The sequence below is a fragment of the Pantoea sp. 9140 genome, from assembly GCF_000745295.1.
Lineage (GTDB): Bacteria > Pseudomonadota > Gammaproteobacteria > Enterobacterales > Enterobacteriaceae > Pantoea > Pantoea vagans.
In genome coordinates, this window is sequence record NZ_JQNO01000001.1 from 1,601,458 (window position 1) to 1,618,192 (window position 16,735).

Annotated in this window: 22 protein-coding genes; 11 read left to right on the forward strand and 11 right to left on the reverse strand. The window is 53.6% G+C overall.

Features of this window, described 5'->3' with window-relative positions; all coding sequences use genetic code 11:
• Window positions 1-3: 3 nt before the first annotated feature.
• On the reverse strand, window positions 4-2,268 hold the full coding sequence (katE, locus tag FA92_RS07575; protein WP_013357739.1) for a catalase HPII: 2,265 nt from the start codon (window positions 2,266-2,268) through the stop codon (window positions 4-6).
• 411 nt (window positions 2,269-2,679) lie between these two features.
• Here katE and zinT point away from each other — a divergent pair, with 411 nt between their 5' ends.
• Complete coding sequence (zinT, locus tag FA92_RS07580) at window positions 2,680-3,306, forward strand: metal-binding protein ZinT (protein ID WP_033782972.1); 627 nt, start codon at window positions 2,680-2,682, stop codon at window positions 3,304-3,306.
• 64 nt (window positions 3,307-3,370) lie between these two features.
• On the opposite strand, the gene FA92_RS07585 is transcribed toward zinT, so the two are convergent.
• A complete protein-coding gene (locus FA92_RS07585; protein ID WP_013357741.1) occupies window positions 3,371-3,736 on the reverse strand; it encodes an MmcQ/YjbR family DNA-binding protein in 366 nt (121 codons plus the stop codon).
• Between the two features lie 101 nt (window positions 3,737-3,837).
• On the opposite strand from FA92_RS07585, the gene FA92_RS07590 reads away from it, so the two are divergent.
• On the forward strand, window positions 3,838-4,848 hold the full coding sequence (locus tag FA92_RS07590) for a UV damage repair endonuclease (RefSeq protein ID WP_013357742.1): 1,011 nt from the start codon (window positions 3,838-3,840) through the stop codon (window positions 4,846-4,848).
• Here the strand turns inward: FA92_RS07590 and FA92_RS07595 are convergent.
• The 3 genes from FA92_RS07595 to FA92_RS07605 form a co-directional block, all read right to left on the reverse strand.
• The gene (locus FA92_RS07595) at window positions 4,841-5,704 is read right to left on the reverse strand and encodes a glucose 1-dehydrogenase (protein ID WP_033782973.1); all 864 of its coding nucleotides are present in this window, start codon (window positions 5,702-5,704) and stop codon (window positions 4,841-4,843) included. The genes FA92_RS07590 and FA92_RS07595 overlap by 8 nt on opposite strands.
• Window positions 5,705-5,769: 65 nt before the next feature.
• On the reverse strand, window positions 5,770-6,618 hold the full coding sequence (locus tag FA92_RS07600; RefSeq protein WP_033782974.1) for a manganese catalase family protein: 849 nt from the start codon (window positions 6,616-6,618) through the stop codon (window positions 5,770-5,772).
• 289 nt (window positions 6,619-6,907) lie between these two features.
• Entirely contained in the window at window positions 6,908-7,165 is a 258-nt protein-coding gene (locus tag FA92_RS07605; protein WP_013357745.1) for a biofilm development regulator YmgB/AriR family protein, read from the reverse strand.
• 551 nt (window positions 7,166-7,716) lie between these two features.
• Between FA92_RS07605 and FA92_RS07610 the strand changes: the two genes are divergently transcribed.
• Window positions 7,717-7,941: a hypothetical protein gene (locus FA92_RS07610; protein ID WP_033782975.1), complete on the forward strand. Its 225-nt coding sequence runs from the start codon at window positions 7,717-7,719 to the stop codon at window positions 7,939-7,941.
• A 91-nt stretch (window positions 7,942-8,032) separates the two neighbouring features.
• Here FA92_RS07610 and FA92_RS07615 read toward each other — a convergent pair whose 3' ends face one another.
• Entirely contained in the window at window positions 8,033-8,284 is a 252-nt protein-coding gene (locus tag FA92_RS07615) for a hypothetical protein (protein ID WP_013357747.1), read from the reverse strand.
• Between the two features lie 337 nt (window positions 8,285-8,621).
• Here FA92_RS07615 and umuD point away from each other — a divergent pair, with 337 nt between their 5' ends.
• From umuD to FA92_RS07640, 5 genes are all read left to right on the forward strand, one after another.
• A complete protein-coding gene (gene umuD / locus FA92_RS07620) occupies window positions 8,622-9,041 on the forward strand; it encodes a translesion error-prone DNA polymerase V autoproteolytic subunit (protein ID WP_013357748.1) in 420 nt (139 codons plus the stop codon).
• Window positions 9,042-9,043: 2 nt separating this feature from the next.
• Entirely contained in the window at window positions 9,044-10,312 is a 1,269-nt protein-coding gene (gene umuC / locus FA92_RS07625; RefSeq protein WP_033782977.1) for a translesion error-prone DNA polymerase V subunit UmuC, read from the forward strand.
• Window positions 10,313-10,463: 151 nt separating this feature from the next.
• On the forward strand, window positions 10,464-10,739 hold the full coding sequence (locus FA92_RS07630; protein WP_033782978.1) for a hypothetical protein: 276 nt from the start codon (window positions 10,464-10,466) through the stop codon (window positions 10,737-10,739).
• 197 nt (window positions 10,740-10,936) lie between these two features.
• The gene (locus FA92_RS07635) at window positions 10,937-11,557 is read left to right on the forward strand and encodes a TetR/AcrR family transcriptional regulator (protein ID WP_033782979.1); all 621 of its coding nucleotides are present in this window, start codon (window positions 10,937-10,939) and stop codon (window positions 11,555-11,557) included.
• A 148-nt stretch (window positions 11,558-11,705) separates the two neighbouring features.
• On the forward strand, window positions 11,706-11,846 hold the full coding sequence (locus tag FA92_RS07640; RefSeq protein WP_234366537.1) for a hypothetical protein: 141 nt from the start codon (window positions 11,706-11,708) through the stop codon (window positions 11,844-11,846).
• Between the two features lie 30 nt (window positions 11,847-11,876).
• On the opposite strand, the gene ycgZ is transcribed toward FA92_RS07640, so the two are convergent.
• From ycgZ to FA92_RS07665, 5 genes are all read right to left on the reverse strand, one after another.
• The gene (gene ycgZ / locus FA92_RS07645; protein WP_033782980.1) at window positions 11,877-12,116 is read right to left on the reverse strand and encodes a regulatory protein YcgZ; all 240 of its coding nucleotides are present in this window, start codon (window positions 12,114-12,116) and stop codon (window positions 11,877-11,879) included.
• Window positions 12,117-12,347: 231 nt separating this feature from the next.
• Complete coding sequence (locus tag FA92_RS07650; RefSeq protein ID WP_033782981.1) at window positions 12,348-12,620, reverse strand: hypothetical protein; 273 nt, start codon at window positions 12,618-12,620, stop codon at window positions 12,348-12,350.
• A 418-nt stretch (window positions 12,621-13,038) separates the two neighbouring features.
• On the reverse strand, window positions 13,039-13,269 hold the full coding sequence (locus tag FA92_RS07655; protein ID WP_010245445.1) for a YgdI/YgdR family lipoprotein: 231 nt from the start codon (window positions 13,267-13,269) through the stop codon (window positions 13,039-13,041).
• A 15-nt stretch (window positions 13,270-13,284) separates the two neighbouring features.
• Window positions 13,285-13,518 carry a YgdI/YgdR family lipoprotein gene (locus FA92_RS07660; RefSeq protein WP_010245442.1) on the reverse strand — a complete coding sequence of 78 codons (234 nt, stop codon included), beginning with the start codon at window positions 13,516-13,518 and terminating at the stop codon, window positions 13,285-13,287.
• Window positions 13,519-13,889: 371 nt separating this feature from the next.
• The gene (locus FA92_RS07665; RefSeq protein ID WP_013357757.1) at window positions 13,890-14,093 is read right to left on the reverse strand and encodes a hypothetical protein; all 204 of its coding nucleotides are present in this window, start codon (window positions 14,091-14,093) and stop codon (window positions 13,890-13,892) included.
• A gap of 189 nt (window positions 14,094-14,282) precedes the next feature.
• On the opposite strand from FA92_RS07665, the gene FA92_RS07670 reads away from it, so the two are divergent.
• The 3 genes from FA92_RS07670 to tyrS all read left to right on the forward strand — a co-directional run bounded on the left by FA92_RS07670 (window position 14,283) and on the right by tyrS (window position 16,694).
• Complete coding sequence (locus FA92_RS07670) at window positions 14,283-14,597, forward strand: MliC family protein (RefSeq protein ID WP_033782982.1); 315 nt, start codon at window positions 14,283-14,285, stop codon at window positions 14,595-14,597.
• A 25-nt stretch (window positions 14,598-14,622) separates the two neighbouring features.
• Complete coding sequence (gene pdxH / locus FA92_RS07675; protein WP_033782984.1) at window positions 14,623-15,279, forward strand: pyridoxamine 5'-phosphate oxidase; 657 nt, start codon at window positions 14,623-14,625, stop codon at window positions 15,277-15,279.
• Between the two features lie 140 nt (window positions 15,280-15,419).
• Window positions 15,420-16,694, forward strand: a complete 1,275-nt coding sequence (gene tyrS, locus FA92_RS07680) for a tyrosine--tRNA ligase (RefSeq protein WP_033782985.1) — start codon at window positions 15,420-15,422, stop codon at window positions 16,692-16,694.
• Window positions 16,695-16,735: the final 41 nt, after the last annotated feature.

Below are 16,735 nucleotides of genomic sequence, written 5' to 3' on the forward strand. Positions count from 1 at the left end.
GCATCAGGCCGGAACGGACTGTGCCTTCTGGCTACGGGACCAGACGCGGTGCGCTTTCATCGCCTGCGTGAAATCCGACATCAGCGCGATCTCAGCGGAGTCGCCCTGCACAATGCCTTCTTCCTGATCGGCATCTTCCAGGCCGAACTGCGCTTTAAAGCGGCGCGCGTCGCCCACCAGACCAATCACCTTGAGGTGTTTATAGGCTTCCAGCAGGAAGTAACGGGCATCGCCGCTTAGCAGCAGGGCATCGATATTGCCATTCGGCACGATGACCGCATCAAAGGTCAGAGAAGGCAGACCGGCAAAGGTGGCATCAACCGGCAGCACTGAGCCGTCATCCGCACGCACCTGGCCCATATGCGGTGCCAGCAGTTTGGTGTGCACACCTTCTGCTTTCAGCGCCTGCAGAATCGCCAGCACATCAGCCGCTTTCACGCCATCGCTCAGCAGCAGTGCCACCTGACGACCTTTGATCTCGCCATCCGGGATGGCATAAAGGCTCAGGCTGTCATCTTTGGTCAGGCCGTTCACTGCCGCCGGCGGCTGGATATTACGCTGCTCATCGGTCAGGGCGAGTCCAAGGTTATCCGCCACGCCCTGCGCCAGCTTAGTATCGATGCGTGCCAGATGATCGACTACGCGCTCACGGATATAGGCGCGACCCACTTTACTCAGCTCAAACGAGTAGGCACCAATGATGTGCTGCTGCTCAACCTCTGTCTGGCTGTTCCAGAACAGACGCGGCTGCGCATAATATTCACCGAACGACGGGCTGCGCTCACGCACTTTATGACCTTCAACCCGCTCCTGATAGCTCTCGAAGCCGCCACCGGTTGCAGCAGGTGGGGTTTCGCGCGGCCAGTTGTCGTTGATCGAGTTCGGCTCGTAGTTTGCCGGATTGGTGTCGATATCCTGACGATGCATGCCCTGACGCTGGAAGTTATGGTATGGGCAGGTCGGACGGTTGATCGGGATCTCATGGAAGTTCGGTCCGCCCAGACGACTGATTTGCGTGTCAGTATAGGAAAAGAGGCGGCCCTGCAGCAGCGGATCGTTGGAGAAATCCAGACCCGGCACGATATGACCTGGGTGGAACGCCACCTGCTCGGTTTCGGCAAAGAAGTTGTCCGGATTACGGTTAAGCACCATCTTGCCGACGATCTCAACCGGCACCAGCGCTTCCGGGATCAGCTTGGTGGCATCCAGAATATCGAAGTCGAATTTGAACTCATCTTCTTCCGGGATCAGCTGCAGACCCAGTTCATATTCCGGGAAATCACCCGCTTCAATCGCTTCCCACAAATCGCGACGATGGAAATCGGGATCGCGACCGGTCAGTTTCTGCGACTCATCCCACAGCAGCGAGGCTTTACCGGCCACCGGCTTCCAGTGGAATCGGACAAAGGTCGCTTTGCCTTCGGCGTTAATCAGGCGGAAGGTGTGGATACCAAAGCCTTCCATGGTGCGATAGCTGCGCGGAATGCCGCGGTCAGACATCGCCCAGATGACGTTATGCATGGTTTCTGGCTGCAGAGAGACGTAATCCCAGAAGGTGTCATGGGCGCTCTGGCCCTGCGGGATTTCGTTGTGCGGCTCTGGCTTTACGGCGTGCACAAAGTCAGGGAATTTGTGCGCATCCTGAATAAAGAACACGGGCGTGTTGTTGCCGACCAGGTCAAACACACCCTCTTCGGTGTAGAACTTGGCGGCGAAACCGCGGATATCACGCACGGTATCGGCAGAACCTGCGCCGCCCTGAACCGTGGAGAAACGCACGAAGACGGGGGTGGTCTGCTCGGGATCGCTGAGGAACTGCGCTTTGGTCAGATCTTTCAGGGAACGATAAGGCTGGAAATAGCCGTGTGCGGCAGAGCCTCGGGCGTGCACGATACGCTCCGGGATACGCTCATGGTCAAAGTGCGTGATCTTCTCACGCATAATAAAGTCTTCCAGCAGCGTCGGACCACGCGAACCGGCACGCAGTGAGTTCTGATCGTTGGCGATGCGTGTGCCCTGGTTGGTGGTCAGAGGGCGGTCGGTGCCGTTTTTGCGGCTGGCTTCAAGCTGATCAAGTTTGGCGTTGTGTGTTTGTGGCGCTTTCAGGCTGCCCGGGGCGGTAGGCTGTTTGCCTGGCGGGGTCGGTTCGGCTGGGGGCTGATGCGAACCATCTTTCGGTGCCAGCGATCCCAGCCCCGGCTCTGATGATTCCGGGCCGGTGGTCGGCGCGCGCTCGCTCAGGGGTTTCTTCTCGGTTTCTTTCGACATTAATCCATGCTCCAGCTGTTATTTTACGTTCGGCGACACTAAATATAGAACAACCTGAACAATGCTGAGGTTAAATCCGCGATTTAAACTACCCCGCAGCGCCTTTTTTATCGGGTTCAAAACGCGCGCTTATCTCTCAGCTCTCATTAGCGCTTCGCTTATTCACGCCTTGTGCCGTCTGGCTTAGCGGCCTCTCAGTCCGCGCCCGCTATAGTGACAACCCGCTTTGATGCCACGGTAGTTCCGCTTATTACCGGTGCGTGGGATATACCAGAAGAGGCCCCTGACCATTAAATAAAATTAATACCGGGAAATGTTCATCAGAGTTGAATTGTGAAATGTTATATCATAGCATTTCTGGCTGTTACATTAATCGGGGATCAGGCTTTGAAAAATCATGCAGGTAAATGGATGGGAATCGTCGGCGCGCTGTTAATGAGTCAGCAGGCGCTGGCACATGGTACGCATGCCCATGGAAAACCATTGTCAGCGATGGAGCAGAAGGCGGCTGAAGGGGTTTTCGCTGACAGCGATGTGAAAGATCGTCCGCTTTCTGACTGGGACGGAATCTGGCAGTCGGTCTATCCGCTGTTGCAGAGCGGCGAACTGGACCCGGTCTGGCAGAAGAAAGCGCAGCAGGACAACAGTAAAACGGCAGAACAGTACAAGGCCTATTATCGCAAAGGCTACGCTACCGACGTCGATACCATTGGGATCGAAAATGGCGTGATGGAGTTCCACGTCGGCGATAAGGTCAGCGCCTGCCACTATCACTATGCAGGCCACAAAATTCTGACTTACACGTCCGGGAAGAAAGGGGTGCGCTACCTGTTCGAGTGCCAGGACGTCAGCAGTCAGGCGCCGAAATATGTGCAGTTCAGCGACCACACCATCGGGCCACGAAAGTCCGCCCATTTCCATATCTTTATGGGCAACCAGTCTCAGCAGGCCCTGCTGGCGGAGATGGACAACTGGCCAACCTATTACCCTTACCAGATGACGAACGCACAGGTGGTGGATGAGATGCTGCACCACTGAGTGCCGGGGCGGGGCTGATGACCCGCTGGTCACAGCGGGTTTTCATTATTACCTTTCGCCGCCTTTATCCCACCCACACCGGGCGTCGTGAGGCGGGGATGCCGCGCACCACCCGCTGATATGACTCTTCAACCAGCTGCTGAATCAGGCCTGGCGAGAGACCGTCGCCGGGATACACCGTAATCCAGTGGCGCTTATTCATATGGTAACCGGCAGTGATCGAGGGATAGATCACCCGGTGCAGCTCTGCCTGCTGCGGTTCGCATTTCAGGGTAATAATCGGTACGCCCCGCAGTTCGGTCAGCAGTAAAAACACTTTTCCACACACTTTATAAACCTGATGTTCCGGCCCGAATGGATAGCCTGATTCGGCGGCGGGCAGCTGTTCAGCCGCGTCGATAGCGATGCGCTGGATCGCGTGACCCTGCATAGTCTCTCTCCCTGTCATTATTCAGTCTGTCGCTGTGGCCCGCGACTGGCTGGTCGCCAGAGGCCTGTTACACTTCTGATAAGCATTAATCAGGAGCAGTCATGAAATTAGGCTTTGCATGTAAATATCTCAATAGCGATGGCAAACAGTTCTTCCCGTTTCGCGCGACGACCCGTAAACGATTTCTGAGTTTACCGCACGCTGAACGTCATCAGCTGGTTCATGAGATCACCGTTACTAATCTCAATAATCTCTACCTGACGCTTGAGCATTTGGCCACGTTACCGCCGCCGCTGCGAATGATGCGTATCGGCAGCGATCTGTTGCCACTTTACACGGTGCCCGAAGCGACGCCGCTGTTTGCGGAATTCCTGCCTGAGCTTTATCCGCTGTTTGCCCGCTGTGGCGAGCTGGCACGGGCACATGATATCCGGCTCTCCTTCCATCCGGGACAATATACCGTGCTGGCTTCCGATAATCCCGATGTGGTGGTGCGCGCACTGGAGGATGTGGAGTATCACACGCTCTGCGCCTGTCTGATGGGCTACGGTAAGACCTTCCAGGATTTTAAAATCAACATTCATATGAATGGTAAGGCGGGCTTCGACGGCTTTAAGCAGTCGTTTAATCAGCTCAGCCCGGAGGCGCGGCTGATGCTGACGGTGGAGAATGATGAGATCTCCTGCTCGCTGGATGATGTGCTGCAGGCGGCACCCCTCTGTCCGGTTGTGCTGGATATCCACCATCACTGGGTGAAAGAGAGCGAGTTTATTCAGCCGGATGACGCGCGTGTGGCCAGGGTAATCGACTCCTGGCGCGGCGTGCGACCGGTGCTGCACTATTCGATTTCTCAGGAGGGGATTATTCCGCAGGAGGGCTGGCCCGATCAGCAGCAACTGGGCGTGAGCAAAAGCAAACTGCGGGCGCACTCTGACTTCTTCTTCAATCCGACGCTGAATGGGTGGGCGCTGTCGTTTCAGGCTTTCGACATCATGTGCGAAGTGAAAATGAAAAATCTGGCGCGGGAACCGCTCTGGCAGTGGGGCGTCGCGCAGAAGCTGCTAAAGGATCCCCTGGCTGAAGGGGCCAGGGAATCGGCAGACGTTAAATAATCGCGACGCCGCCCGTAACGGCAATGGTGGCCCCGGAAATGTAGCTGGCTTCATCACTGGCCAGCATCACATAGGTGGGTGCCAGCTCAGCAGGCTGACCGGCACGCTGCAGCGGTACTTCACTGCCAAAGTTTTTAACCTGTTCAACCGGCATGGTCGATGGGATCAGCGGTGTCCAGATGGGACCAGGTGCGACCGCATTGGCACGGATGCCTTTCTCCGCCAGCAGGGCTGCCAGGCCGCCAGAGAAGTTAACGATGGCGGCTTTAGTCGCGGAATAGGCGAGCAGTTTCGGTTTCGGCTGGTCAGCATTGATCGAGGCCGTATTAATGATCGAGCCGCCTGCAGGCATATGTTTTGTGGCCGCTTTGGTGATGTAAAACATCGCGTACAGGTTAGTCTTCATCGTCCGATCAAACTCGTCGTCGCCGATCTCATCCAGCGATTCGCGCGTCATCTGATACGCCGCGTTATTCACCACAATGTTAATTTCACCAAAGGCTTCAACGGCTTTATCGACCAGCGCGTTGCAGTGTGATGCATCGGTAATGTCACCGGGCACTAAAATCGCTTTCTGACCGGCGGCCTCAACCAGTCTGGCGGTATCCTGCGCATCCTCATGCTCATCAAGATAAGAGATCAGCACGTCAGCCCCTTCCCGGGCAAAAGCAATCGCCACGGCCCGGCCAATGCCGGAATCGCCGCCGGTAATAATCGCTTTTTTACCCGCCAGACGGCCTGAACCCTGATAACTCTTTTCACCATGATCGGGCTGTGGCTGCATCGCGGCGGTACTGCCGGGCCACGTCTGCTGCTGCTCTTCGAAAGGGGGTTGTGGACGCTGAGTGGATGACATGACGTCTCCTCCATAAAAAAGATGGGAAAAACCTGTCAGGGCATCGATCCCTGACAGGCGGGCAATTAAGGTTTCGGTGGCGTAACGCCGTCAATCTGCTCTGACTGCGCACCGGAGCCGGGACGGGCATTGCCGAGCAGCGGCTCATCGCCCAGAATCTCGGGCTGCTGTTTCGCGCTGAACTGACCATGACCATCGTAAGCGGGGCCACTGCTCCAGCGTCCTTCCGGCAGCGATTTATCCAGCGAGGTATTCAGGCAGTAGTAAGAGTGCTCCTGCGCCTCATGTTCCTGCGGGAAGCTGTTCGGGATCGGCAGTGACGCGTTCAGGCCCCCCATCTCTTCGATCACCGCCAGCCACTGCTGCTGGTGCATGGTGTCACGGGCGATCAGGAAGGAGAGGAAATCCTTCATGCCTTTATCTTCGGTCATGTTGTAGAGGCGGGTGGCGAGTACGCGGCCGGTGGCTTCTGCGGTGACGTTAGCCAGCATATCGGCCGCCACGTTGCCAGAGGCGTAGATGTGGCTCATGTCGAACGGCATGCCGTTGGCGTTCACTGGCATTGCCGCCAGACCGGAAGAAAGGATATGGCGCGGATTCATGCCGCCCAGAATCGCATTAACGACCGGATCTTTCGCTGACGCTTCCTGGTAAGAGAGCGGTGCGCCTTCAAGGTTAAGCGCTACGGCGTAGCCCAGCATTTCGATATGGCTCAGCTCTTCGGTGGCGGTAGAGATCAGCAGATCCCGAATCCGCGCATCACCCCGCGCGCCCATCGCCTGGAAAAAGTATTGCATCGCTACACGAATCTCACCCTCGACGCCACCGATGGCCTGCTGTAACAGCATGGCAAACTCTGGATCGGGCTTCTCTACACGAACCGGGAATTGAAGTTTTGATGAATGATGAAACATGATTATTTTCCTCGTCTGTGTTTGCAGTGGATGCAGAAAAAGCCTGGACACAGATATTGGATAAATAAAGCGAGCCGAGAGCAATTAATCGCAATTTAAGGTGAAATAAGCGGCAAAAACGGTAAATAGTAGCGCTATATGTGGTCCGGCAGGGCAGGCAATGCGGGAGGTAAAAAAGAGGCGGGTGATGCAGTGCAGCAGCAATAAAAAAGCCCCTTTAAAAGGGGCCGATTCCGTAATGGAAAAGCATCCGTGCTAATTCGCGTTCCGTCATAACAGACACAGGTTTTTAGCTTTCGCTGGTAGCCGTTGCACGCTGCAGAACATGTTCAAGAGCCTGACGGTAAATATCCTGCTTAACCACGTCGCGCTCACTCTCCAGGTGGTGAATCAGGCCCAGCACGATGTCTTTATCGGAGACATGGGCTTTGGCTCGTGCGAGTTCAGCATGGACCGCGGCGATAACCTGTTTTTCAGTCGTCAGCGCTGTACCAGAGTTCATGAAGTAATCAGAAATCTGAGACTCTGTATTCATCGTTGTTTGCATGTCAGGCCTCATAAGAAATTGGGGAGGAATGCGTCGATTCAGATCCGGTAACCGGCTGACGCAAAAAAAATTGCATCTGAAGGTGGAAATCCACAACACCTTCAGATGCGGTGCAAAGCACACTCGTTACAAGTGATTTAACATCACGAGACAAAGTTATACAAGAACGACAAAGTTGTACAATAAAATTTGACAAAAGATCACTGGTCAGAGGTGTTAAGGGGCAGGCAGACAACGGAGGTGTGTCGGGTTTTCAGGCTTTATCTGAGTTAATTCAGGGTTTTAAAGGATTTTTTTCGCAGGATGATAGCGTCCGCTGGTGCGTAACGCCTCTTTTTTTCCGCCGTGCGAAAACGATACAATAGCCGTTCAGCCAGACATTTCAGCAAAAAACCTGTACAGGCCGTACAGGTTTTTTGCGCAGGAAAAACGGACAACGCAACACGACTGCTGCAATCCTGTCCGCCTGACAGGTCATGCCACATAATTCACTTCCCACGCCTGATGCAGAAGGCTAAGGTTGAGCCCTTATTCATCACAAGGAAATGATCATGGTTCACGACTATTTTGCGATTCCGCCTGCGGGCGTGACTCAGGAACAACATAAACGTTCAGTGGCTGTGGCAGCGGCGCTGTCAGTGGCAAAGGAGTCCGTCAGCGCTTCAACGTCAGCAACCGGCTCAAAAGCCTCCTGGGACCTGCAGGCCGTGGCGAATGAAATTGGTAATCTGGCCGATGCGATTCAGGATGCGCTGGAGAGTGATAACCAGGCGTAAACCCTAACCCTAACCCGGGGACGGGGCAGGTCAGGGGATGGCAGTGTTCAGGAGCCGGTAACGTCCGGTGAGCGGACGCTGCCGGAAAGTCCTATTCCATTGCGGGTGGCTCATATTTAATATACTGGCGCAGAGCGTCATGGATTGCCTGATTGTTGCCTTCCTCCAGACCGCGTTCGGCATATTCTTTTGCCAGGGCGGCCAGCACATCGTCAAACTTCCCTTTGTAGTTGAGATTATTCAGCGCAATTTGCTGACCGAGTATCGCTTTTAATACCGTGGTCTCAACCGTTAACTGCGCAACTGCCTCTTCCAGATGTTTAACTCGATCGTCGTCTGCCATAACCCCTCCAGGCCTTAAAAAAGGCAGAATAACCAGCCTGCTCTGAATATTCAAACCTCAGCGAATGCCACAGAGACGTTGTCAGATTTTCCTTAAGTAAAAATAATCAGCGGGTGAATTTATAAGATTAGTTACTGAAAGAAAAAAACGCTGATATTCCCGTGCTGCGGTAAAAGTAACCTGTTTCCGCTTACTCTCACAGCAGTGAGAAAAAAAAGGGGTAAAAAAGTGCATTGCCATCAACTCCTTTGCTTAAAAATGTTCCGTGTTACTTGATTAAATGGGGGATTAGCTATTACTGTATTTATATACAGTAATCTGAGAAAGGAGTGAAATTATGGAATTCATTAAACCTGCGGACATTCGCGCCGTTATGCCTTTACCGCTTTATATCGAACGTGTGCCGTGTGGATTTCCCTCCCCGGCGCAGGATTATGTCGAACAACGTATCGATCTCAATGCGCTGATGGTGCAGCATCCCAGCGCCACCTATTTTGTCCGCGTCAGCGGCGAGTCGATGATTGAAGCGGGCATTAACGATGGTGACATGCTGGTGGTCGACAGCTCGCTCACCGCCTCACACGGCGATATCGTGGTGGCCGCCGTCGACGGTGAATTTACCGTTAAACGTCTTCAGCTTCACCCCTGCCTGCAACTGATGCCGATGAATACCAAATTTAAACCGATCGCTATCCAGACCGAAGATGCGCTGGAGGTGTTTGGTGTTGTGACCTTTGTTATTAAATCGACACACTGACCATGTTCGCGCTGGTCGATGTGAACTGCTTTTATGCGTCGTGTGAAACCGTTTTCCGGCCGGATCTGAAAGGCAAACCGGTGGTGGTGCTGTCCAACAATGACGGCTGTGTGATTGCGCGCAGCGCCGAGGCAAAGAAAGCCGGCATTAAAATGGGCGCGCCCTATTTTAAAATGCGCGAAGAGCTGACGCGTCACGCGGTACAGGTCTTCAGTTCAAATTATGCGCTCTATGCCGACATGAGCCATCGGGTGATGACCATCCTCGAAGAGATGGCCCCCTCGGTAGAAATCTACTCGATCGACGAGGCGTTTATGGATCTCACCGGCGTGCAGAACTGCATGGCGCTGGAGACCTTTGGCCGTCAGGTCAAAGAACGGATCCGCAAAGAGACCCATCTGACCGTCGGCATCGGTATTGCACAGACCAAAACGCTGGCCAAACTGGCGAATTTTGCGGCCAAAAAGTGGAGCAAAACCGGCGGTATTGTTGATCTGTCGGACCCCGAACGACAGAGAAAGCTGCTGGCACTGATCGATGTGGCTGACGTCTGGGGCGTGGGGCACCGGATCGGCAAACGACTCAACGCCATGGGCGTTATGACGGCGAAAGATCTGGCCGATCAAAGCACCGAATCCATTCGCAAACAGTTCAGCGTGGTGATGGAGCGTACCGTCAGAGAACTGCGTGGCGAATCCTGCCTGGAACTGGAGTCAGTGACACCGGATAAGCAGCAAATCATGTGTTCGCGTTCGTTTGGCAGCCGCATCTCCGATTATGACCAGATGCGCGAAGCCGTCTGTGCCTATGCGGAGCGCGCGGCAGAGAAACTGCGTCGTGAGAACCAGTATTGCCGTCAGATAGGGGTATTTTTGCGCACCAGCCCGCACGCAACTGACGAACCCTTTTATGGCAATCAGTCTATAGAGACGTTGCTGATCCCGACGCAGGACACCCGCGACATCATCAACGTAGCAATGGCGTGTCTGGATAACATCTGGATTAAGGGATATCGCTATATCAAGGCGGGCATCGTGCTGGGGGATTTTTTCAGTCAGGGCGTGGCCCAGCTTGATCTGTTTGATGAGCATCAGCCACGCCGCAACAGCCAGGAGCTGATGCAGCTGATGGATAAAATTAACAAAACCGGCAGCGGAAAGCTGTGGTTTGCCGGGCAGGGAATCAACAAGGCCTGGGCGATGAAGCGCGAGATGCTGTCACCTGCCTATACCACACGGGTAACGGATTTGCCGGTGGCGGCGGTTAAGTAGGCGCGGGCCCGGCCTCCTCTGTTGCTGACGTAGCAGCGTCTGCTAAAAGCTTTTTTTATCACGCGATTAAAGTGACAGGAAGTTATGCTTTGCCTGGCCCGATTGAGTCGTTTTTCATCGGGCATTTTAAAAAAATAACCAGGTAAATATAATGGATTTCAGAGAGTTTGAAGCCAGAGTAATGCTCTGGCCTGCAATACATTTCACAGCAATCATTCAATCCCGCCACCACGACGACTATGAGATTTATGCGGTCGACGACAACAACAATATCAAAACCCGACTCTTTTTATGCTTTGCTGACAATGAGAGCCACGCCAGCCTGCTTATTAAGCAGTTTATGTTATGGCTCATCAAAATAAACGCCCAGCAACGCAGGAAGCAACGGGCAGATCGCCGCAAAGAGACCGCGTTATTATCTGAATGAGTCGTGACCGGTTTGCCCTGTAACCTGTGTCGGGTTGCAGGGCACAACCGGTTATTTCCCTTGATCATCGGGCGACAGAAACGGACATCCGTCAGTGTCAGGTCGCTGGCCGATCGCCGCTATCTATACTTGTTACCCGTGCCTGGGATAGAATCCGGGCTGATTCTGACAGGAACGTACCTCCCAGACCGGTAACAATGATCACGACAGCGACAGCGCATAAAAACAAAGAGCGGGGACGCCCCAGAGAGTTCGATATTGAACAGGCTCTGGATCACGCCATGATCGTTTTCCGCCAAAAAGGGTATCACGCCACATCAATAAGCGATCTGGGTGAGGCGATGAACCTCTCCGCAGGCAGCATCTATAAGGCCTTTAAAGATAAGCGCTCGCTTTTTCTGCTGGTGTTTGAACGTTACCTGTTGCTCAGAAATACCGAGCTGCGCCTTCGTCTGGCACCCTGTATCAGCGGACGGGAAAAAATAACCGAGCTGTTGCAGTTCTATCTCGACTCGGCGCGTGCTATCGAAGGGCGGCGCGGCTGTCTGGTCGTTGCCAGTGCCATTGCCATTGCACTGCAGACGATGGATCAGGCGCTGGCGCAGCGTATTGATGAGGTAGTCCGGCGTAATCAGCGCTTCCTGGTCTCGCTGCTGGAGCTGGGGCAACGGGATGGCTCAATCGATAACACGCTGGACAGTGAAGCGGCAGCCGGTTTAATCCTCTGCATTGCTTACGGTATGCGGGTGGCAGGCAAGGTCAGCGATGTGAGCAACGAACAGCAGACGCTGGCGCTGGCATTAAAAGTACTGGGGTAATCGTTACGGGGCGGGTCAATCAATAAGCCGGCATTTCTCCGCCCGTATTTTGTCGGACAGAGAAAGTCTGCAGTGCGCTTTTCCCGGCGCTGTTTATGTGCCAGGCTTTTACGTTTTATTCTGTAGCGTAATAATTAAGGCCTGCTTCGTGAAAACCGCAATCTTACTGACACTCGTAGCCGCTATTGGCTGCTCTGTTTTTGCTGCCGAGGGGGGATTTGAAACCCGCGCAGCGAAACATCCGCTGCAACAGCAGGTGACGGAAAGCGGAGAACCGCTGACGCACTAACGGAAGTCGCTGGCAGAGAGCGTTTGCTGCCTAACGGCCAAACAGCAGGCTGATAAGAGCACGGTAGTGACGCTCCTCTTCCTGCGTAGACGCTGTTTCCAGCCGACGAAGAAGTTTGGTACAGATCGCTTTACGGTTTACGTTCCCGCCCGCATGCAGAATTTCCACCACTACCTGGCCCAGCGTTTCCTGCTGTGAGGGCAGACTTGCCGCATTAAAATAACGGGCAATATCGTCTGCCGTCCGCGGCAGTCTCTGGTTCGGGTACATGGGTGATTTCCTGTAATAAGGTGATGGAAAAACGATCGCTTCGCGGCAAAGTTATACAAAAAAGGCGAGCCTGTATAGCTATTTCAGCGCAGAAGAGGGGGTTTTTGTGCTATCAGCATAGCGTTTAGCGATAAAACAGAAAAAATGCAAAAACTGGCGTGGTGAGGGAAAGGCGTAATGGCACCAGACGAGGCCTGGCACCCTGAACCAACAGCGCAGTCATTCAGCGCATTAACGATAATCTTTGAGGAAAACCGGCGCCTGTCCGGTCTCGACCAGCCAGTTTAATTCGGCGCGGTCGCGCGTTGAGGCCTCGATAAAGCCTTTGAGCCAGTTGCGTGTATCAGCAATCTGTGCGACGCGCTCATCGCTGCGTTCGTTTTCAGCCATTTCACCCAGCTGGCGAATCAGTGATACCAGTGTAATCTCCTGCTCTTCAAACGCCAGATTGATTGCGGCTTCACCAAGAATCCTATGACCGATTGTTTTATCATGGTAAACCATCAGCGACCTCCTGATTGAATAACGATATGAATAGTCTAGTTAAAGGCAATCCGGACTAAAAGATCGGAAACCGCCGATAAACGCGGTTTAAATTTTAAAAATAAAATGAACCTTTAAGCGAAGCGATAAGTCTCTAATAAAAAACAATAAAAGCAAACATCTGTTTTACGGATAAAGCAGTTTGAGCTATTAAGCTGGTAAAAAAGGATAGTATTGCCTGAAATTCAGATAAGCAACAGGCGGGTGAGTCACGATTATTGCTATGCTGCCTGCCATATTATTGCCAAAGCATGACGGATATTTCTGATTGGAATCGGCAGGTGGCAGAGAAATTCGGTCGCGCCACATGGCGTACTAAGCGCAGGAAAAAATAAAGCCGCCCGTAGGCGGCTTTATTAACTGGACGAGCGTGCCCGGTTTATTTCTTCGGTACTTCAGAGACCGCTTTAACGTCCGCTTTATTAATCTGTTGCTTCACGCCATTGGCGTCAGTGTAGGCCAGCAGGCCAGCATCTGACTCAGAAGGCTTGCCATCACTAATAATGGTGCGTCCATCGTTAGTCTGAATCGCATAACTGGTACGGGTGCAGCCGGTTAATACGGTCATACCAATCAATGCGGCGAGAGGTAAAATCAGCGCTTTTTTCATCTTATTCACCTTATATTAGTTGTCGAGTTCACTCATATTACTGATCTCATTGCGATTGATCTGCTCAGTTTTTCCTGTCTGAGCATCGCGATAAGAAACCAGGCCAGTATCTGAATCGATCTGCGGTTTACCATCAGTCACAATGGTGCGGCCATCAGTGGTCTTAATCGACTGATTCGAGGCGCAGCCCGCCAGCGTACCTAAAGAAAGAGCCAGCAAAGCAATGGCTGACAGGGATTTCATTTTCATTTTTTTTCAACTCCATGAAGTATAACCAGACGTTTACAGCATAGACGGCTTTATAGAGTTTGCTGGTCCTGACACGTTTCGCTGCCGGTTTTTTAGACAAAAAAAGGGGGGTGTAGCGATTATTCTGGGGAATGACGGCAGGGAATAGCATTTATTGCAAATGTGCACGGCTGTTTATGCCGTTTTAGCAGCGGCATTACCGGGCCGGAATAAACGTGACGCCAATGCAGGAAATAAGCACGGCAGCCGAAGCCGATATTCTTTGTTAAAGCCAGAGTCGTCCCAGGGGTAATCGTCTGCACCAGCGTTAACAGCTGATCATGTCCGCAGGCCCGATATCCTGATGACTATCGGGCCAGTGAGGAAAGGGATCAAAGAAGGGAGTCTTCGCCAGCTTTGGCTGCCGCTTTTTCCGCTTTCATAGCGCTGACCGGATCGGATGCGCTCAGCCAGCGGTCAAATTTCTGGTAGGTGTCGATAAAGGTTTTAAAGTAGCTGCTGGCAACGGTGGCATTCTCTTTGTGGTTCATAAACGCCACGGCCAGCTTAAATGCATCTTCGTTATCAAATTTCATGTTTGTTTTCCTCGCTTAAGATCTATAGAGCGTAGCCTGAGAACGCGGCCTGTGCATTCAGACAACCGCCTGAAAATGCGCAATAATTCAGGCTGCCTGACAGCATCCACCAGATTGGTGTGGATTCCCACTTACTTCGCGCCAAATCCTTCTTATAATGCCAGCTTCACTCGTGATGGAGACCCGCTAATGTTGAAAGGATTAACCGTTACCGCGGTGCTGCTGCTCTCGGGCTGTAGCCTGATGCATAAACAGCCACCGTCGCCGCAGACCCTGCACTATCGCTGCGGAACCCTGCCCCTGACCGTGACGCTGGATGAGGCGAAAGAGCAGGTGAGCTTTATTATGGATGGCCAGCCCCTGACGCTGAAGCAGACGGTATCCGCTTCCGGCGCGCGCTACAGCGACAACACCTATGTGTTCTGGTCCAAAGGAAACGGCGCATTTATCGAACGTAATGATAAAATCGTCGTGAACGATTGTGAGCTGCAACCTGCCAGCTGACTCTTTATCTGAATAGGCGAGCATTATGAGCGACAGCGAAACGCTACACACCATTGCCCATCTGCGGCGCGAATATACCCGCGGCGGATTGCGTCGTAAGGATCTGCCGGATAATCCGATAGCCCTGTTTGAACAGTGGCTGAGCCAGGCGTGTGAAGCAAAACTGCCCGATCCCACGGCAATGACCGTGGCCACCGTGGATGAGCAGGGCCAGCCGTGGCAGCGCATCGTGCTGCTGAAACACTTCGATGCGCAGGGCATGGTGTTTTACACCAACCTTGGCAGCCGCAAGGCGCTGCAGCTGGCGCACAATCCGCGCATTTGCCTGCACTTCCCGTGGCACTACCTGGAGCGTCAGGTGATGGTTCTGGGCGAAGTGGAGAAACTGTCGCCGCTGGAGGTGCTGAAATATTTCCACAGCCGTCCGCGCGACAGCCAGATTGGGGCCTGGGTGTCGAAGCAGTCGAGCCGGATTTCGGCCCGTGGCATTCTGGAAGGAAAGTTCCTTGAGCTTAAGCAGAAGTTCCAGCAGGGCGACGTGCCGCTGCCCAGCTTCTGGGGTGGCTACCGGGTGAAATTTCACACCGTGGAGTTCTGGCAGGGAGGCGAACATCGTCTGCACGATCGTTTCATCTATCAGCGCGATGGCGACGGCTGGAAAATCGACCGTCTGGCACCCTGAATCTGCATGATTTCCCCCTATCAGCGCTGGCACAGAAGGCGTCAGCGCTTTATGCTATAGCCCTCATTTTTTTCGATTCCGCAACTCAGCGGAAAGCTGTGTACCAGCATAGGTGCAGTCTGATCAATTTGGAGTCAGTAATGACCAGCAGTAACCTGATACAACAATTGCAGGAGAGGGGCCTTATCGCCCAGGTGACGGATGAAGACGCGTTAACAGAGAAACTGGCGCAGGGGCCAATTTCGCTCTATTGCGGCTTTGACCCCACTGCTGACAGCTTGCATTTGGGCCATCTGGTACCGCTGCTCTGCCTGAAGCGTTTTCAGGATGCCGGCCATCAGCCGGTGGCGCTGGTCGGGGGTGCAACCGGTCTGATTGGCGACCCGAGCTTCAAAGCCGCAGAGCGTAAACTTAATACCAGTGACACCGTCAACGAATGGGTTGAGAAGATCCGCCAGCAGGTGGCGCCATTCCTCGACTTCGATTGCGGCAGCAACAGCGCCATCGCCGCCAATAACTACGACTGGTTTGGCAGCATGAACGTGCTGACCTTCCTGCGTGATATCGGTAAACACTTCTCCGTTAACCAGATGATCAATAAAGAAGCGGTGAAGCAGCGTCTGAACCGTGACGATCAGGGCATCTCCTTTACCGAGTTCTCCTACAATCTGCTGCAGGGCTATGACTTTGCCTGCCTGAACAAGCGTCACGGCGTATCGCTGCAGATTGGCGGTTCCGATCAGTGGGGTAACATCACCTCTGGTATCGACCTGACCCGTCGTCTGCATCAGAACCAGGTCTTTGGCCTGACCGTTCCGCTGATCACTAAGTCTGACGGCACCAAATTCGGCAAAACCGAAGGCGGCGCAGTCTGGCTGGATGCGAAGAAAACCAGCCCGTACAAGTTCTATCAGTTCTGGATTAACACGGCGGATGCTGACGTCTATCGCTTCCTGAAGTTCTTCACTTTCCTGAGCATTGAAGAGATCAACGCGCTGGAAGAAGAGGACAAAAACAGCGGCACCGCGCCACGTGCGCAGTATGTACTGGCTGAGCAGGTAACGCGTCTGGTGCATGGCGAAGCGGGTCTGTCGGCGGCAAAACGTATTACGGCCAGCCTCTTCTCAGGCTCCGTGAGCGACATGACCGAAGCCGATTTTGAACAGCTGGCGCAGGATGGTATGCCCACTATCGTGCTGGGCGCTGACGACGATCTGCAGCAGGCGCTGGTGAAAGCTGAGCTGGTGCCGTCTCGCGGTCAGGCACGCACCATGATCGGCTCCAATGCCGTTTCTCTGAATGGTGAAAAGCAGTCTGATGCGGAATACCGCTTCAGCGACAGCGACAAACTGTTTAACCGCTTTACGCTGCTGCGTCGCGGCAAGAAACATTACTGCCTGATTAACTGGCAGTAAGATTTCAGGGCCGGTTTCCGGCCCTTTTTTATGGCAAGGCA

Coding starts and splice junctions, on each gene's coding strand:
- FA92_RS07615 (WP_013357747.1), bottom strand. CDS start 8,284: ATGGCAGACGACGATCGAGTTAAACATCTGGAAGAGGCAGTTGCGCAG.
- katE (WP_013357739.1), bottom strand. CDS start 2,268: ATGTCGAAAGAAACCGAGAAGAAACCCCTGAGCGAGCGCGCGCCGACC.
- FA92_RS07605 (WP_013357745.1), bottom strand. CDS start 7,165: ATGCAAACAACGATGAATACAGAGTCTCAGATTTCTGATTACTTCATG.
- FA92_RS07655 (WP_010245445.1), bottom strand. CDS start 13,269: ATGAAAAAAGCGCTGATTTTACCTCTCGCCGCATTGATTGGTATGACC.
- umuD (WP_013357748.1), top strand. CDS start 8,622: ATGGAATTCATTAAACCTGCGGACATTCGCGCCGTTATGCCTTTACCG.
- FA92_RS07635 (WP_033782979.1), top strand. CDS start 10,937: ATGATCACGACAGCGACAGCGCATAAAAACAAAGAGCGGGGACGCCCC.
- pdxH (WP_033782984.1), top strand. CDS start 14,623: ATGAGCGACAGCGAAACGCTACACACCATTGCCCATCTGCGGCGCGAA.
- FA92_RS07585 (WP_013357741.1), bottom strand. CDS start 3,736: ATGCAGGGTCACGCGATCCAGCGCATCGCTATCGACGCGGCTGAACAG.
- umuC (WP_033782977.1), top strand. CDS start 9,044: ATGTTCGCGCTGGTCGATGTGAACTGCTTTTATGCGTCGTGTGAAACC.
- FA92_RS07590 (WP_013357742.1), top strand. CDS start 3,838: ATGAAATTAGGCTTTGCATGTAAATATCTCAATAGCGATGGCAAACAG.
- FA92_RS07665 (WP_013357757.1), bottom strand. CDS start 14,093: ATGAAATTTGATAACGAAGATGCATTTAAGCTGGCCGTGGCGTTTATG.
- FA92_RS07670 (WP_033782982.1), top strand. CDS start 14,283: ATGTTGAAAGGATTAACCGTTACCGCGGTGCTGCTGCTCTCGGGCTGT.
- FA92_RS07650 (WP_033782981.1), bottom strand. CDS start 12,620: ATGGTTTACCATGATAAAACAATCGGTCATAGGATTCTTGGTGAAGCC.
- FA92_RS07610 (WP_033782975.1), top strand. CDS start 7,717: ATGGTTCACGACTATTTTGCGATTCCGCCTGCGGGCGTGACTCAGGAA.
- zinT (WP_033782972.1), top strand. CDS start 2,680: ATGGGAATCGTCGGCGCGCTGTTAATGAGTCAGCAGGCGCTGGCACAT.
- ycgZ (WP_033782980.1), bottom strand. CDS start 12,116: ATGTACCCGAACCAGAGACTGCCGCGGACGGCAGACGATATTGCCCGT.
- tyrS (WP_033782985.1), top strand. CDS start 15,420: ATGACCAGCAGTAACCTGATACAACAATTGCAGGAGAGGGGCCTTATC.
- FA92_RS07630 (WP_033782978.1), top strand. CDS start 10,464: ATGGATTTCAGAGAGTTTGAAGCCAGAGTAATGCTCTGGCCTGCAATA.
- FA92_RS07595 (WP_033782973.1), bottom strand. CDS start 5,704: ATGTCATCCACTCAGCGTCCACAACCCCCTTTCGAAGAGCAGCAGCAG.
- FA92_RS07600 (WP_033782974.1), bottom strand. CDS start 6,618: ATGTTTCATCATTCATCAAAACTTCAATTCCCGGTTCGTGTAGAGAAG.
- FA92_RS07660 (WP_010245442.1), bottom strand. CDS start 13,518: ATGAAAATGAAATCCCTGTCAGCCATTGCTTTGCTGGCTCTTTCTTTA.